The sequence below is a fragment of the Mesorhizobium sp. P171375 genome, assembly GCF_057786075.1.
Genome location: NZ_JBYNWF010000001.1, coordinates 4838377 through 4854568, shown reverse-complemented (window position 1 = coordinate 4854568; position 16192 = coordinate 4838377). Strand labels below are relative to the sequence as shown.

The following is a 16192-nucleotide window of genomic DNA, read 5'->3' as shown; positions in this document are numbered from 1 at the left end:
CTGTGAAGCGGATCACAACGGCTTGGGGGCTGAGGCCGCGTCAAAAAATTAAACAAATCCAACGTAAGTGGCCGCTATAGGCGCGCTTACACGACCTTGCGATACAAATCAAATTGAACGCAATTGAAGTTTTTTCAGGGAATAAATGAGGAAACTTCCACATTGTCGATCAGCCTGGTCCTGCCAAGCCAGGCCGCAGCGAGAAGGCGGCCGTTGCTGTCACGCCGCCAGGGGGCAAGGGTCAGGCTCTCGCACGCGGCAACATAGTCGACGCGGTCGAAGCCTGCCTCGAGAAGCGCGGCGGCGGCTTTGGCGGTCACGCTGCTTTCGTCGGTGCCCGCTGCAAGCGCTGCCGCCGCCTGGCGCAGGATGATGTTGAGCTGGCGTGCGACACCGAGTTCGGCGGCGCTGAGATAGGCATTGCGCGACGACATCGCGAGGCCGTGCGCGTCGCGCACGGTCGGAGCGCCGACAATGTCCACTGGCAGGTCGAGATCGCGGCAGAGTTTTCGGACGACGCAAAGCTGCTGGTAGTCCTTTTCGCCGAAGATGGCGCGGTCGGGTAGGGCTTGCAGAAACAGCTTGGCCACGACGGTGGCGACGCCCTCGAAGAAGGTCGGCCTGAAATCCGATTCCAGGCCCGAAGACGGGCCGCCGACCGAAATCTTCGTGGCGAAACCCTCCGGATACATCTCGGAAACCGTCGGCGTGAAGGCCAGATGCGCACCGGCATGCGTCAGCCGGTCGAGGTCGCGGGCCAGCTGGCGCGGATATTTGTCGAGGTCTTCGCTGGGGGCGAACTGGGCCGGATTGACGAAAATCGAGACGATGCAGCGATCGGTCGTCGAAAGCGCGGCCCTGACCAGCGAGATATGGCCGTCATGCAGCGCGCCCATGGTCGGCACCATGGCGACGCTGAGGCCGTCGCGCCGCCAGTCGCGGATTGCAGCGCGAAGGGCAAGCACAGTGTCGACAACGACAGGCTGGTTCATGCGTTATCCTTGCCCGTTTTGGCTGAAAAGACATGGCCTGGTCCGGGAAAGGTGCGACTGCGCACCTCTGCCGCATAGCGCGCGGCGGCATCGGCGACCACGCTGCGCAAATCGGCATATTCCTTGACGAATTTCGGCACCCGGTCGACGGTCAGGCCGATCATGTCGTCGATGACCAGGATCTGGCCGTCGCAATCGCTGCTGGCGCCGATGCCGATGGTCGGAATGGCGATGCGCCGGGTCAGGTCGGCGGCAACAGTCTCGACGGTACCTTCGATAACCAGCGAAAACGCGCCGGCCTTTTCGACCGCATCGGCGTCGCGCATGAGGGCAGCGACATTCTCCGGCGTGCGGCCCTTGATCTTGTAGCCGCCTTCCTTTTCCACCGATTGCGGCTGCAGGCCGATATGGCCCATCACCGGAATGCCGGACGCGACGATGGCCGCGATCTGACCGGCCACGTCAACGCCGCCTTCCAGCTTCACCGCCTGGCAGCCGGTTTCCTCAACGATGCGGCGCGCCGAGGCAACGGCTTGCGCGACTGACGTTTCATAGCTGCCGGCCGGCATGTCGACCACCACGCAGGCCTTTGCCGAGCCGCGCATCACCGCCTGGCCATGGGCGATCATCATCTCCAGCGACGCGCCGAGCGTGGTCTTGTGGCCATGCAGCACCATGGCAACGCTGTCGCCGACCAGGAGAAGGTCGACATGGTCGTCGAGCAGGCGGGCGACGGGATAAGTATAGGCGGTCAGACAGACGATCGGCACGCCGCCCTTGCGGGCGCGTATAGTCTCCGCGCTGATCCTGACGACAGCTGTGGCCATTCCTCACCTCCCGCGGCCAGCGTTGACCAGCGCCGGGCGATGAGAGCTTTAGGAAGACGCAGCCTGCTTGGCAAGCGTGCTGTTCGCAGGTGCGAAATGATCAGCAGACAGCAGAGGCTTTCCCATGCCGTCAGTGCCGCAGCCGCCGCAAAACCCTTGCCTTCGCGATGACCTGACGCCATAAGCAGGGAAGCAGGCACCGCCGCGCGCGCCGCGAGGATTTTTGATGAAAACCTTCCTTACGCAGTTTTTCACCTGGTGGAACAGCCAGACGCTGGGAACGCGTTTCCACACCTGGCGCCACGGCACCAAGGTCGGCCAGGATGCAACCGGCAATGTCTACTATGAGGGCGGCGTCGATTCGGAAGGCCGCACCCGCCGCTGGGTCATCTACGCCAACTATTCGGAAGCCTCGGCGATCCCCCCGGGCTGGCACGGCTGGATCCATCATCGCGTCGATGTCGCGCCGCCGAGCGACGACTATCGCCCGCGCGAATGGGAAAAGGCGCATGAGCCGAATCTAACAGGAACGCCGGCCGCCTATCGCCCGAAGGGTTCCGTGCTCACCAATCAGCACCGTCCGCAGGTGACGGGCGACTATGATGCGTGGACGCCTGGTTCTTGACCACAGGCCGGTCTTTTGTCGCCACAATTGGCGTTTAGCTGCTTGTCGGTATGACAACGGCGAATAGCCTTGGGCGTGACAGAATCGCCCAGGCCCAAACCACCGGTATATCAGCATGAACATTTTCAGCCTGACATCGATGGCCGGACTGACGGCAGTTGCCGCTGTTGCCATGTGCCCGACAGCGTTTGCGGCAGCCCAGGAGCCCGCCGCGGCGCCGGCAATCTCGGAACGCATCACCAACCCGGTCGCCGAATTCGCCGGCATCGACAAGATCACCGGCCGCATCATCACCTTCGATGTCTATATCGACGAAACGGTGCAGTTCGGCGCTTTGCAGGTGACGCCGCGCATCTGCTATTCGCGGCCGGAGAACGAGGAACCGAAGACCGATTCCTTCGTCGAGGTCGACGAGATCACGCTGGACCGCAAGATCCGCCGTATCTTCACCGGCTGGATGTTCGCCGAAAGCCCCGGCCTCAACGCCGTCGAGCACGCCGTCTATGACGTCTGGCTGAAGGGCTGCAAGCAGAAGTCGGACGTGCCGCCGCCGGACGCCGCCAAGGCCGAGACGCCCAAAGTCGATACCTCCAAGCCGAAGCCCGCCGCTGCTCCGGCTGTGGAACAGCCAGATCCCGCGGAGCCTGACGCGACCGACACCAACTGATCCCTCCGGAACCGTCATGGCCACCACGCGTTTGGCCATGAACGACCGCGCATTTATGCGCTTGGAGGATTTTGCGATGTCAGACAGCAAGCGGATTACGGCCAGCAAGAAAGACCTGCTCGAGCTCGAAAAGGGTTTCTGGACGGGCGACTCGGCCTATTACGCGGCCAACGCCGACACAGAATGCCTGGTGGCATTTCCTGAGATGGCGAAGGCGATGGACAATGCCGACCTCGCCAAGACCGCGACCAAGCCCAACCGCTGGCGCGATCTGCAGATCGACCTCAAGGGCATCATCGAGCCCGGCAGCGACATTATCATGCTGACTTATGAGGCGCATGCGACACGGGAAAACGGCGAGCCCTACGCCGCGCTTGTCAGCACCGGCTATGTCCACCGCGTCAACGGCTGGAAGATGATGTTCCACTCGCAGACACCGATGGAGACCGCGGCGAAAGCTGATCACTAAAGCCGTCGATGAGTGGGCCGGGCACGTCCGGTCTCCCGGTCAGGGATAGAAAACGGCTTCGCCCTTCAGCGCGTCGGCCAGCATCTTCTCGTATTTGCCACGCGGCACGTCGACCGCGCCGAAACGCTTGAGGTGTTCGGTGGTGAACTGCGTGTCGAGCAGCGCGAAGCCGCGTGCCTTCAACCGCTCGACGAGATAATAAAGGCAGGTCTTGGACGCATCGGTCTCCCTGGCGAACATGCTTTCGCCGAAGAACACCCGTCCCAGCGACACGCCATAGAGGCCGCCAACCAGCCGTTCTTCGCGCCATGCTTCGACCGAATGGCAATGCCCGAGACGGTGTAGCTCGATATAGGCTTCGCGGATTGGCGCGTTGATCCAGGTCGAGCGGCGCTCCTCGCGCTTTTCGGCGCAGCCGTCAATCGTCGCCTCGAAATCGAAGTCGAAGCGGATGTCGAACGGGTGCTTGCGGATCGTCTTCTTCAAGCTCTTCGGCGTGTGGAAACCGTCGAGCGGAATGATGCCGCGTGTCTCCGGCCGCACCCAGAACACCTCAGGGGCCGAAGCGCTCTCGGCCATCGGAAAGACGCCCGAGGCATAGGCCTTGAGCAAAAGGTCGGTCGGAATGCGATAGCCGGGCGCGTAGGGGCGGGTCATTGCGGCATCATAGCGGCAATTTGGGCGCTATTCCTCTTTGGCCAGATACTTTTCCAGCCAGTGGATGTCGTAGTCGCCATTGGCGATGTCGGCATTGCCGACAAGGTCGCGAAACAGCGGCAGCGTCGTCTTGATGCCGTCGACGACGAACTCGTCGAGCGCCCGGCGCAGCCGCATCATGCATTCGACGCGGTTGCGTCCATGCACGATCAGCTTGCCGATCAGGCTGTCGTAATAGGGCGGGATCTTGTAGCCGGAATAGACACCGGAATCGACGCGGATGCCGAGGCCGCCAGGCGTGTGGAAATGCGTGATCGTGCCGGGCGAGGGCGTGAAGGTGCGCGGATCCTCGGCATTGATGCGGCATTCGATGGCGTGGCCGTTGAACTTGATGTCCTCCTGGCGAACCGAAAGCCCGCCGCCGGAGGCGACGCGGATCTGCTCGTGGACGAGATCGATGCCGGTGATGGCTTCCGTCACCGGATGCTCGACCTGCAGGCGGGTGTTCATCTCGATGAAGTAGAACTCGCCATTCTCGTAGAGAAATTCGATGGTGCCGGCGCCGGAATAGCCGAGGTCGGCGATGGCCTTGGCGCAGATACCGCCGATGCGGGCGCGCTCCTCGGCATTGAGGGCCGGCGAGGGCGCCTCTTCCCAGACCTTCTGGTGGCGGCGCTGCAGCGAACAGTCGCGCTCGCCGAAATGCACGCCGCGGCCGGCGCCGTCGCCGAACACCTGCACCTCGATGTGGCGCGGCTTTTGCAGGTATTTTTCGATGTAGACGGCATCGTCGCCGAAGGCCGCACCCGCCTCCGTGGAGGCTGTCTGCAAGGCGATCTCAAGGTCGGCCTCGGTAAGAGCGACTTTCATGCCGCGCCCACCACCGCCCGCCGACGCCTTGATGATCACGGGATAGCCGATCTCGGCGGCAATGCGCTTGGCTTCCTTCTGATCGGTTACGGCGCCGTCCGAACCGGGCACCACCGGAATGCCGAGACGTTTTGCGGTGCGCTTGGCCTCGATCTTGTCGCCCATGATGCGGATATGGTCGCCGGACGGGCCGATGAAGGTGATGTTGTGGGCGGCCAGGATGTCGGCGAACTTGGCGTTCTCCGACAGGAAGCCATAGCCCGGATGCACGGCGTCGGCGCCGGTGATCTCGCAGGCGGCGACGATCTGGTGGATGTTGAGATAGCTGTCGCGCGACGGCGGCGGGCCGATGCACACGCTCTCGTCGGCAAGCCTGACATGCATGGCGTCCGCATCGGCGGTCGAATGCACCACCACGGTCTGGATACCGAGTTCCTTGCAGGCGCGCAGCACCCGAAGCGCGATTTCGCCGCGATTGGCGATGAGGATCTTCTGGAACATCCGGCCCGCTCTACTCGATCACGACGAGCGGCATGCCGTATTCGACCGGCTGGCCGTCCTCGAACAGGATCGCCGTCACCATGCCGGCGCGGGGCGACGGGATCTGGTTCATTGTCTTCATCGCCTCGATGATCAGCAGCGTCTGGCCTTCCTTGACCTTCTGGCCGATCTCGATGAAGGCCTTGGCGTCGGGCGAGGGGGCGAGATAGGCGGTGCCGACCATCGGCGAGGGGACTGCGTTCTTGGACGGATCGGCTGCCGCGGGTGCAGCAGCGCTCGCCGCGGGCTGCGCTGCCGGCGCATAGCCTGCTTGAGGTGCTGCAATGGCGTGGACGGCCGCCGGCGCCTGGCGCGATACGCGCACCTTCAGGTCGCCGAGCTCGACCTCGATCTCGGTCAGATTGGTGTCGTTCAGTATGCCCGCCAGATCGCGGATCAGTTGCTGGTCAACACCGGTCTTCTTTATCGACATTTTCGAGCCTTCTGTTTGTGGGCCGGTCATAGGCGTGCCGCCAGCGCCTGCAGCGCCAGCGAGTAGCCAAGCGGCCCGAACCCGCAGATCATGCCGACAGCGACCGGCGCGACCATGGAGACGTGGCGGAATGGTTCCCGCGCGTGGATGTTGGAGAGGTGAACTTCGGCGACGGGCAGCGGCGCGATAGCGCGGATGGCGTCGTGAATGGCGACCGAGGTGTGGCTGTAGGCACCCGGATTGATGACGATGCCGGCAGCCTTGTCGCCGGCCTCCTGGATCCAGTCGACGAGGTCGCCCTCATGGTTCGACTGGCGAAAATCGATCTCGAGGCCAAGTGCGGCGCCTGCCTGCTTGCAGTCGTCGGCGATCGCGGCAAGCGTCTTGCCGCCATAGATGCCGGGCTCGCGCTTGCCGAGCGCGTTCAGGTTGGGACCGTTCAGGACGAAAATCGTTTTCAAAAATGCCGACCTTTTCCCAGCACCTGCCTCAAGCCGGCGCGCAGGGCCTTCTATAATGGGCATAGTCGCCTGCGGAAAGAGCGCAAGTGCGATCTTTCACTGTCCACAACAGGCCGAAATTTGCCCGTGAGAGATAGGCTCGCGCGCAAGATCAGAGGGCGGCTTTCGCCGCCGCGATCTTTTCGGCCAGCACTTCCTGGCCAAGCGCACCGAACACCACCTCGTTGCCGACCACGTAGGACGGCGTTCCGGTGATGGCCAGCTTGTTGGCGAGGTCGAAGGTCTTGGAGAAAGCCTCGGTGATGGTCGGGTCCTTCATCTTCTCGCGCAACTCCGCCTCATCGGCGCCGAGCGACAGCGCCACCTTGATGGCCGCAGCCTCTGTGGCGCGGCCCTGGCCGCCGAGCAGCGCATTGTGGAACTCGCCATACTTTTCCGGCTTCATCAAGTGGAAGGCCATCGAGACGACGCTGGCCTTTTGCGAATCCGGGCCGAGGATCGGGAATTCCTTGAGCACGAAGCGCAGGTCCGGATCGGACTTGGTCAGTGCCCGCATGTCCTCGATGGCGCGTTTGCAGAAGCCGCAATTGTAATCGTAGAACTCGACGATGGTGACTTTGCCCTTCGGATTGCCGACGACGCCGTCGAAGGTCGAGTTGAAGATCTCATCCTTGGCGTTCTTGATGACGCCCAGTGCGGCAATGCGCTGCTCTTCCTTCTGCTTGGCCTCCAGCGCGTCCTGCACTTCGAGGAGCACTTCCGGGTTCTTCAACAGATAGTCGCGGATGATGCCCTCGACCTCGGCGCGGTCGATCTTGGTGTCCGAGGACGCTACCTGCACGATCTGCGCCGTATCGGCCTTAGCCACCTGCGGACTGCCGGCGACGAACCCGAAAGCCAGCATGGCAAGAGCGGCCGCCACTCCCGTCGTGCCTAGCAATATTGCCTTGTTCATCGTCTGATCCTCTTACCGGTTCCGGTCTATTTTAGTCGCTGCGAGCGACCGGAAGGTTCATTTCTTGAGTTTGCCTGAAGGGTTGTAGTTTATGATGTCCTGCGCGCGAATCCAGCCGGGCTCGCCGCGCTTCAAGTCCTTTTGCGCGCGCATGGCAAAGATTTTCGCATTCCTGTAGTCGCCGGAATAGAAATGGCCCTCGGCGGTGGCGAGCTCCGCGGCCGGGATGTTGCCGAGTTCGCCATAGGCCTGGGCCAGATAGCGGTACCCGGCGGTGTTTTCCTTGTCGCGCCCGAGACCGTTGTTGATCTGCACCACCGCCTTCTTCAGTGAATTGGGCGTGCCGATGGCCATCAGCGCCTGGCCGAGGGACACGGGCAACAGGCCCGACTTCACCGGATCGAGGCTGACCGCCTTGGCATAGGCATCCGCCGCGTCCTTCGGCTTGTTGGCCTTCATCAGGATGTCGCCGCGCAATTCCTGGAAATAGGGGTTCTTCGGCTGTTCCTTGATCAAGGCGTTGGTCTTGGTCAGTGCCGCACCCAGATTCCCGTAGAGATAGGCCATCTGCGCCTCGCCATAGCGCGATGGGAGGCTGCCCGGGGCCTTGCGCATCAGCCGCGTCGCGGCGGCCTGGCCGCCCATATAGGCGGCGATCTTGATGCGCATCATGTCGTGCCGCTGCTGCAGCGCGGGCGGATCGACCTTGTCGACATTGGGGCTTTGCTTGACCAGCACTTCGAGATTGGCGATGCGCTCCTGCGGCATGGGATGGCTGATCCGGTAGGGATCGACCTGCGTGCCGGACAGAGACAGCGCGTTCTGGAAGCGAGCGAAGGTCTTCAGCATGCCCATGCCGGACTGGCCGGTGGCATTGAGATAGGTGATGGCCGAGCGGTCGGCGGTCGACTCTTCGGTGCGCTGGTAGGCAAGAATGCTGCGCTGCGCCATCTCGCCGCCGCCGGCGGCGACACCCATGCCGGCACCGGCAAGGCCGCGGCTGTTGGTGGTGGCGCCGGCAACGATGGCGCCGGCGCCAAGCAGCGTAGCGATGATGGCCATCGTCTTGGCGCGCTCGAGCTGGTCGCGCAATTTCTGCTGATGGCCGCCGGCGATGTGGCCGGCTTCGTGGGCGATGACGCCGATGATCTCATTGGGCGTTTCGGCTTGCATAAGCGCGCCGGTGTTGATGAACAGCCGGCGCCCGGTGACGAAGGCGTTAAAACTCTGATCGTTGACCAGGACGATATCGACGCCGTCATTGGCGAGACCAGCCGCCTTGAAGATCGGCCGCGCATAGTCGCGCACCAGCGCCTCGATCTCGGCATCGCGCACCACCGGCACCGCCTGCGCGAATGCTGTCACCGTGCCGGAGATCGCAACAGTGGCGGCAAGCAAAAGCGTCGCGAAGCCGCGCGCTGTCTTCCCGATGGAATATTTTGAAATCGTCGATTTGGGTCGGCTCAGCATGAGGTCCACTGGTAAACGAGCGGGCGAACGATGAAAAGAGTCGGCACCGAAACTAGGCTAACTTGTGATCCTCACATCAATCGGGCATTTGTGCGGCGCTGCCATCGGGGTTGCTGGCCTGGAGCGGCAGGATTGGGCGGAAGAGGTGAGGTCAAATGGTTGTTTCGCTGTCGCGCCGCGGTGAAGTCGAGCCGTTTCACGCCATGGACATCCTGGCCGAAGCCAACCGGCTGAAGGCGACAGGCGTGCCTGTCGTGTCCATGGCCGTCGGGCAACCATCCGATCCGGCGCCGGTGGGGGTCAGGGAAGCCGCCGTAAATGCGCTGAAGATCGGCCGCATCGGCTACACCGATGCGCTCGGCCTGGCGGATCTGCGCAAGGCGATCGCCGCGCATTATAGCGATCACTACGGAATCGATGTCGCGCCGAACCGCATCGCCGTGACGACGGGATCGTCGGCAGCCTTCAATCTGGCCTTCCTGGCGATGTTCGATCCGGGCGACCGCGTCGCCATCGCGGCACCCGGCTATCCCGCCTATCGCAACATCATGGCCGCGCTCGGCATCGAGATCGTCGAGATCGAGCTCGGCCTGGACGCTTATCTGCATGCCGACCATTTGAAGGTGGCGCATCGGGAAAACCCGTTGAAGGGCGTGCTGTTCGCCAGCCCGGCCAATCCGACCGGCGCCGTCATTCCCGCCGATGAGCTCTCGGCGCTGGTGAGGACAGCCGAAGAACTCGGCATCGCGGTCATATCGGATGAGATCTATCACCGGCTGGCCTATGCCGCGCCCGACACTACGGCGCTGGCCTATGGCTCGGGCGTAACGGTGATCAATTCCTTCTCAAAATACTATTGCATGACCGGCTGGCGTATCGGCTGGATGGTGCTGCCGGACGCCCTGGTGCGGCCCATCGAGCGCATCGCCCAGAGCCTCTACATTTCGCCGCCGGAACTGTCGCAGATCGCGGCGATCGAAGCCTTCAAGGCGACGGAAGAGCTGGAAGCGGTGAAGGCGCGCTACGCCTGGAATCGCGAGCTGTTGATGCAGCGCCTGCCGGAGCTCGGATTTCCGCTGGCAGCCCCCATGGATGGCGCGTTCTATGCTTTCTGCGATGTCACCTGGCATACCAATGACAGCATGGCCTTTGCGCGCAAAATGCTGGCCGAGGCGCATGTGGCGGCGACGCCCGGCCGTGATTTCGATCCGCTGGCCGGACACCGAACGATGCGTTTTTCCTATGCCGGCAGCCATGACGATATGGTCGAGGCGATGGCGCGCATCGAGCGCTGGCTGAAATAGCGGGGACGACAATGCCGGAACTCGAACAAGCGCTGGCCGATGTCGCCGCCGAGATGGCGGAACGCACCGATCGTGGCGACGTCGCCACCTACATCCCGCAGCTCGGCAAAGTCGATCCGAAGAAATTCGGCATTGCGGCGGTGACCAATGACGGCCGCGTGCTTGTCGCCGGCGACGCCGACCAGGCGTTCTCGATCCAGAGCATTTCGAAGGTGTTTACCCTGACGCTGGCGCTCGGCAATGTCGGCGATGCGCTGTGGCAGCGCGTCGGGCGTGAGCCGTCGGGCAATCCGTTCAACTCGATCGTCCAGCTCGAGCATGAGAACGGCATTCCGCGCAATCCGTTCATCAATGCCGGCGCCATTGTCGTCTCCGACATCCTGCTCGCCGGCCACCAGCCGCGCGAGGCGATCGGCGAGATCCTGCGCTTCATCCAGTTCCTCGCCGACGATGAGACCATCATCATCGACCGCGAGGTCGCGGCGTCCGAACGCGCCACCGGCTACCGCAACTTCGCGCTCGCCAACTATATGAAATCCTTCGGCAATCTTCACCATGCACCGGAACTGGCGCTGGGCGTCTATTTCCATCATTGCGCCATCGCCATGAGCTGCCGGCAACTGGCGCTGGCCGGCCGTTTTCTCGCCAATGGCGGCAAGAACCCAGCGACCGGCCATTCCGTGGTGTCGGCCGAGCGCGCACGCCGCATCGGCGCCATGATGCTGACCTGCGGCCACTATGACGGCTCCGGCGATTTTGCTTTCCGCGTCGGCATTCCCGGCAAAAGCGGCGTCGGCGGCGGCATATTGGGGATCGTGCCGGGCGTCGCCTCGCTCGCCGTGTGGTCGCCAGGCCTCAACGCCAACGGCAATTCGAAGCTGGGGTCGATCGCGCTGGAAAAGCTGGCCAGGGTGATGAACTGGTCGATCTTCGCACCGTGAGGGTTTCCGTCATTCGCAAATGAAAAAATCCCGCGTCGTGGTTCGAACGACGCGGGATTTTTTGTCAGAAATCTATCCTAATTAGCTGAAAAGCTTAGAAAAAGCCCTTCCGCTGCCACCAGCCGGCACGCTTCGGCTTTTCCTCCGCCTTGGCCTCATCGGCGACCGTCGAGGAGACCACCGGCACGACAGGGGCATCGATCGCCACAGGCTTGCGCCGAGTCGGGCGGACATTGGCGGGTGCTTCTTCCTCAGTCGCCGGGGCAGCGGCAGGCGCAGACGTCTGCGCCTCGACCGGTGCAATGTCCTCCACAGCGGCGGCGGCCGGCACTTCGGCCACCGTCTCGGCGGGGATTTCGGCCGCGGCCTTCTTCGCCCTCGAGGCGCGCTTCTTCTTCGGCTTTTCGGCTGGCGTGTCGTCGTTCGCCGCGGCGGGAGCCGCGGCTTCTTCAACCGCTACCGCAGCGACCGGTTCGCTTGCGACCGTTTCGGCTTCAGCAGCATCGGCCACCGAAGCGTCGGCGCTTTCGCCGGCTTCGGTCTCGGTGCCGCCTTCGCCGTCCTCACGGCGATTGCGCTTGCCGCCACGCTTGCCGCGCCGGCGCTTCTTGCCCTGGGTGTCATCAGACGCTTCCACCGTTTCGACGGCACCAACCGGGGCTTCGTCTTGCGGTGCAGCATCGTCGCCGCCCGGTTCAGAGGCAAAGTCGGCGCTTGCCGCAGGGGCCGAAGCGCCTTCGGCGGTCTGGCCATGCTCGCGCTCGCCGTGCTCGCGGTCGCGATCCTTGCCACCACGCCGCCTGCGGCGCTTGCGGCGCTTGCGGTCGCGGCCTTCGCCGTCCTCAGCCGATCTCGGCTGCTGCTGCGACTGCGGCTGCGCCTGGCGCGGCTGCTCGACCTGCACCACAACCTCGTCGTCTTCCTCCTCGATGACGATTTCGTCCTCGGGCTCTTCCGGCTCGACATAAGCGGGCAGGCTGCGCTGCTCGACAAAGCCTTCCGGCTTTTCGGCAATAGCGCCGCGGAAGATCGCATAGTGCTGCACACCGACCGTGTCATCAGCCTCGATGGTGATGGTCAGGCCGAAGCGGCTTTCGAGTTCCACCAAGGTGCCGCGCTTGTGGTTGAGCACATAGAGCGCGGTTGCCGCCGGCGTCCGCACCGTGATGTGGCTGCGCGAATCCTTGAGCAGGAATTCCTCGATCGCCCGCACCACCATCAACGCCACCGACGAGTCGGAGCGGACATGGCCGGTGCCGCCGCAATGCGGGCAGGGCTTCATGGTCGATTCCAGCACGCTGGCGCGGATGCGCTGGCGTGACATCTCCATCAGGCCGAAATGCGAGATGCGGCCGACCTGGATGCGTGCCCGGTCGTTCTTGAGGTGATCCTTCAGTCGCTTCTCGACGGAGCGATTGTTGCGGTTCTCCTCCATGTCGATGAAGTCGATGACGATCAGGCCGGCGAGATCGCGCAGCCTCAACTGCCGGGCGACTTCTTCCGCCGCTTCGAGGTTGGTGTGGAGCGCGGTGTCCTCGATCGAGTGCTCCTTGGTGGAACGGCCCGAATTGACGTCGATGGCGACCAGCGCTTCGGTCTGGTTGATGATGATGTAGCCGCCGCTCTTCAGCGTCACCTGCGGCTGCAGCATGCGGTCGAGCTGCGCCTCGATGCCGTTGCGCACGAAGATCGGCGTCGTGTCGCGGAACGGCTGAACCACCTTGGCGTGGCTCGGCATCAGCATGCGCATGAAGTCCTTGGCCTCGCGATAGCCTTCCTCGCCGGAGACAAGAATCTCGTCGATATCCTTGTTGTAGAGGTCGCGCACCGAGCGCTTGATCAGGCTGCCTTCCTCGTAGACGAGGGCAGGGGCGGTGGATTGCAGCGTCAGATTGCGGACGTTTTCCCAAAGCCGCATCAGATATTCGTAGTCGCGCTTGATCTCGGCCTTGGTGCGGCTTTCGCCGGCGGTGCGCAGGATCACGCCCATGCCCTGCGGCACTTCGAGATCGGCAACGACTTCCTTGAGGCGCTTGCGGTCGACCGCGCTGGTGATCTTGCGCGAAATGCCGCCGCCGCGCGCCGTGTTGGGCATCAGCACCGAATAGCGGCCGGCAAGCGACAGATAGGTGGTCAGAGCCGCGCCTTTATTGCCGCGCTCTTCCTTGACCACCTGCACCAGCAGGATCTGCCGGCGCTTGATGACTTCCTGGATCTTGTACTGGCGGCGCACCGGCTTGCGGCGGTTGCGTACCTCTTCCAGCGCATCCTCGGCGCCGACCGATTCAATCTCGTGGTCGTCGAGATGCGAGGACTGCACCTCTTCCAGCATGCCGCGATCATTGTCGCTGGAGGTGGATTCGCCGCTGTGATCGGCCGAAACAGTTTCGCCGCTAGCCTCGCTGGAGGCCGCCTCGTCGCCGGCCTCAGCCGGCGGGACGGCTTCGGAGATCACATCCGCCTCGACGCTTGCCGCGATCGATGTCGGGCCGCCTTCTGACGGTTCGGTCTCGGATGTCTCGGTCTCGGAGGTTTCGCTGTCGCTATGCGCGGCGTGATCTTCATGCCCGGCGGTATCAGCCGCGGCATGCTCGGAAGCAGGCTCTTCGGCAACGGCATCGCTGCCGATGTCGCCAATTTCGCCGCTTTCATCATCGGTGCCGGCGTCGCGCTTGTGTTCGCCACGCTCGCGGCCTTTGCCGCCGCGCCGGCGGCCGCGCCGGCCGCGATCGCGGCTCTGGCGGTCGTCGCCGTCATTGTCCTCGTTCTCCTCGTCCTCGGCTTCCTGCGCTTCGGCGCGCAGCAGAGCCTGACGATCGGCGACCGGGATCTGGTAATAGTCGGGGTGTATTTCACTGAAGGCGAGGAAACCGTGACGGTTGCCGCCATATTCGACAAAGGCTGCCTGAAGGGAAGGTTCGACGCGCGTTACGCGGGCGAGATAGATGTTTCCTTTGAGCTGCTTCTTGTCCTGGGATTCAAAGTCGAATTCTTCAATACGGTTACCGCGGATAACGACAACGCGTGTTTCCTCCGGGTGGGAGGCGTCTATCAGCATTTTGTTGGGCATTATTTCGTTTCCTCCCGGCAGCCATCAGCCGCAGCTTGCGAGGCAACGCCTGCTGCTGCGTGTCTGGGATGTGGGTGCCGGATGTCTGGATGGTTGCTGGCCGCCGCTTGAGCGCCATGGCGGTGCCGCCCGCAGCCATAATGGCGCGGTTTGATGCGGACCTTTCCATGATTGCGCTTGAAGCCATCGTCACCAGCAGAACCTTTTGAACCAAAGCCCGGACGAACCGGACCAGCTTGTTTGCTCATACAGAGCCGGCACGGGAACAAACCCGGCCGTTTTCCTCACGCAGGCGATTCCCCCGCCACGGGCGCACACCTGCGAAATTCGTCGCGATCACCTGAAGCCTTTTCGCTGGAAGCGAAAGGAGCCGCCTTTCATCTGACCTGTAGCGGGAAGCTGCGGGAGAAGCGGTTCCAGGATTGCAGTGATCCACCATCGCTTTTATGATTTGACGGGGTGGAAGGCAACCCCGATTTCGGATGCCGGCAAAAAGCAGTGCCGTAACGGAAGCACAGGCCTTAATCCTCAATGAAAAGGCTTGGTTAACCTTCTCTGGGATACCAATCGTTAATCGAGTCTGCGGCCTGACCGGCATTTCGACCAACCACGCGGGCGCGAGGCGCCAAACCGGGAGCGACTGCGAAGAGATGGGACTGGCGGACACCACAGACAAGGGCCATGGCCGTGCAGGCCTTTTGCTGCGCGCTGCGATTGTGCTTTTGCTGCTGGCGCTCTGCTTCGGTTTTGCGCCGGGTTCACGCGCGGCTGATGCGCCGCTCGGCGCCACCGCCTACAAGATGGCGGGCGACGCCACCAAGATGCGCATCGTCATCGATTTCGACCGCGAACCCGATATCAAATGGTTCCTGTTGCGCGGCCCCAACCGGCTGGTCGTCGACCTGCCGCGCACACGATTCGCCATCAGCGCGAAGGACGCCAAGGCGCGCGGCCTGGTCAAGGCGGTGCGCTATGGCGATCAAGGCGAGGGATCGCGGCTGATCCTGACCGGCAAGGGGCCGTTCTCGGTCGACAAGCTCGACGTGCTCAAGAATGATGACGGAACCGGCTACCGCATCGCCATCGACATGTCGGCGGCCTCGGATCGCGAGTTCGATGAAGCCCTTGCCAACCAGGCGCTGACCACCGGCTCGACCGTCTCCACCGACAAGGGCGCCAGGGTCGGCACCGGGCCGGTCTCCAATCCGGGGCACCGCTTCACCGTCGTCATCGATCCCGGCCATGGCGGCATCGACGGCGGCGCCGAAGGCCTCAACGGCACCATCGAGAAGAACGTTACACTCGCCTTCGCCACCGAGTTGCGAGACAAGCTCGCCGCCGTCGGCAACTACGACGTGTTCATGACGCGCGAGACCGACGAATTCCTGCGGCTCGACGACCGCGTGCGCATCGCCCGCCAGCACGAGGCAGACCTGTTGATCTCGATCCATGCCGATACGATCGGCGTCAAGGGCATCAGAGGCGCCACCGTCTACACTGTCTCCGACAAGGCATCCGACCCGGAAGCGCAGGCGCTGGCCGATCGCGAAAACCTTTCCGACCAGTTCGCCGGCATGGTGATCAAGGACGACAACAAGGAAGTCACCGACATACTGATCGACCTGATCCGCCGCGAGACGCATAATTTCTCGATGAGCTTTGCCCACACGCTGGTCGGCCAGCTGTCCACCAGCGTCGGCCTGATCAACAATCCGCAGCGCTCGGCCGGCTTCAAGGTGCTGAAGGCGCCCGATGTGCCGTCGGTGCTGGTCGAACTCGGCTATCTCTCCAACGCCAAGGACGAGGCGCAGCTACTCGACGCCGACTGGCGCGGCAAGGCGGCGCAGAGCATCACCAACGCCGTCGCTTTGTTTGCCTCCGCCAAGATGGAAACGGGAACCGGAGGCTGAG

Annotated in this window: 15 protein-coding genes; 6 read left to right on the top strand and 9 right to left on the bottom strand. The window is 63.3% G+C overall.

The window, feature by feature from the left end; translation table 11 throughout:
- Positions 1 to 134 precede the first annotated feature (134 nt).
- Complete coding sequence (panC, locus tag ACYHH6_RS23620) at positions 135 to 992, bottom strand: pantoate--beta-alanine ligase (RefSeq protein WP_352585941.1); 858 nt, start codon at positions 990 to 992, stop codon at positions 135 to 137.
- A complete protein-coding gene (gene panB, locus ACYHH6_RS23615; RefSeq protein WP_352585942.1) occupies positions 989 to 1819 on the bottom strand; it encodes a 3-methyl-2-oxobutanoate hydroxymethyltransferase in 831 nt (276 codons plus the stop codon). Before panB ends, panC begins: the two co-directional genes overlap by 4 nt.
- A gap of 226 nt (positions 1820 to 2045) precedes the next feature.
- On the opposite strand from panB, the gene ACYHH6_RS23610 reads away from it, so the two are divergent.
- The 3 genes from ACYHH6_RS23610 to ACYHH6_RS23600 all read left to right on the top strand — a co-directional run bounded on the left by ACYHH6_RS23610 (position 2046) and on the right by ACYHH6_RS23600 (position 3580).
- Entirely contained in the window at positions 2046 to 2444 is a 399-nt protein-coding gene (locus ACYHH6_RS23610) for an NADH:ubiquinone oxidoreductase subunit NDUFA12 (RefSeq protein ID WP_192251611.1), read from the top strand.
- A gap of 115 nt (positions 2445 to 2559) precedes the next feature.
- Complete coding sequence (locus tag ACYHH6_RS23605) at positions 2560 to 3111, top strand: DUF2155 domain-containing protein (RefSeq protein WP_352585943.1); 552 nt, start codon at positions 2560 to 2562, stop codon at positions 3109 to 3111.
- Between the two features lie 76 nt (positions 3112 to 3187).
- Complete coding sequence (locus tag ACYHH6_RS23600; RefSeq protein WP_352585944.1) at positions 3188 to 3580, top strand: hypothetical protein; 393 nt, start codon at positions 3188 to 3190, stop codon at positions 3578 to 3580.
- Positions 3581 to 3619: 39 nt separating this feature from the next.
- Here ACYHH6_RS23600 and aat read toward each other — a convergent pair whose 3' ends face one another.
- The 6 genes from aat to ACYHH6_RS23570 form a co-directional block, all read right to left on the bottom strand.
- Positions 3620 to 4237, bottom strand: coding sequence for a leucyl/phenylalanyl-tRNA--protein transferase (aat, locus tag ACYHH6_RS23595; protein WP_352585945.1), 618 nt, complete (start codon positions 4235 to 4237; stop codon positions 3620 to 3622).
- A gap of 27 nt (positions 4238 to 4264) precedes the next feature.
- Entirely contained in the window at positions 4265 to 5608 is a 1344-nt protein-coding gene (gene accC, locus ACYHH6_RS23590; protein ID WP_112564333.1) for an acetyl-CoA carboxylase biotin carboxylase subunit, read from the bottom strand.
- Positions 5609 to 5618: 10 nt separating this feature from the next.
- On the bottom strand, positions 5619 to 6080 hold the full coding sequence (gene accB, locus ACYHH6_RS23585) for an acetyl-CoA carboxylase biotin carboxyl carrier protein (RefSeq protein WP_352585946.1): 462 nt from the start codon (positions 6078 to 6080) through the stop codon (positions 5619 to 5621).
- A gap of 26 nt (positions 6081 to 6106) precedes the next feature.
- A complete protein-coding gene (aroQ, locus tag ACYHH6_RS23580; RefSeq protein WP_352585947.1) occupies positions 6107 to 6541 on the bottom strand; it encodes a type II 3-dehydroquinate dehydratase in 435 nt (144 codons plus the stop codon).
- Positions 6542 to 6692: 151 nt separating this feature from the next.
- Entirely contained in the window at positions 6693 to 7496 is an 804-nt protein-coding gene (locus ACYHH6_RS23575) for a DsbA family protein (RefSeq protein ID WP_112564339.1), read from the bottom strand.
- A gap of 57 nt (positions 7497 to 7553) precedes the next feature.
- Positions 7554 to 8966 carry a M48 family metalloprotease gene (locus ACYHH6_RS23570; protein ID WP_488500476.1) on the bottom strand — a complete coding sequence of 471 codons (1413 nt, stop codon included), beginning with the start codon at positions 8964 to 8966 and terminating at the stop codon, positions 7554 to 7556.
- Between the two features lie 155 nt (positions 8967 to 9121).
- Here ACYHH6_RS23570 and ACYHH6_RS23565 point away from each other — a divergent pair, with 155 nt between their 5' ends.
- Entirely contained in the window at positions 9122 to 10270 is a 1149-nt protein-coding gene (locus ACYHH6_RS23565) for a pyridoxal phosphate-dependent aminotransferase (RefSeq protein ID WP_352585949.1), read from the top strand.
- Positions 10271 to 10281: 11 nt separating this feature from the next.
- Positions 10282 to 11211 carry a glutaminase gene (locus ACYHH6_RS23560; RefSeq protein ID WP_192251646.1) on the top strand — a complete coding sequence of 310 codons (930 nt, stop codon included), beginning with the start codon at positions 10282 to 10284 and terminating at the stop codon, positions 11209 to 11211.
- A gap of 94 nt (positions 11212 to 11305) precedes the next feature.
- Here ACYHH6_RS23560 and ACYHH6_RS23555 read toward each other — a convergent pair whose 3' ends face one another.
- A complete protein-coding gene (locus ACYHH6_RS23555) occupies positions 11306 to 14281 on the bottom strand; it encodes an Rne/Rng family ribonuclease (protein WP_352585950.1) in 2976 nt (991 codons plus the stop codon).
- A gap of 650 nt (positions 14282 to 14931) precedes the next feature.
- On the opposite strand from ACYHH6_RS23555, the gene ACYHH6_RS23550 reads away from it, so the two are divergent.
- Complete coding sequence (locus tag ACYHH6_RS23550) at positions 14932 to 16191, top strand: N-acetylmuramoyl-L-alanine amidase (RefSeq protein WP_352585951.1); 1260 nt, start codon at positions 14932 to 14934, stop codon at positions 16189 to 16191.
- The last annotated feature ends 1 nt before the right edge of the window (position 16192 follow it).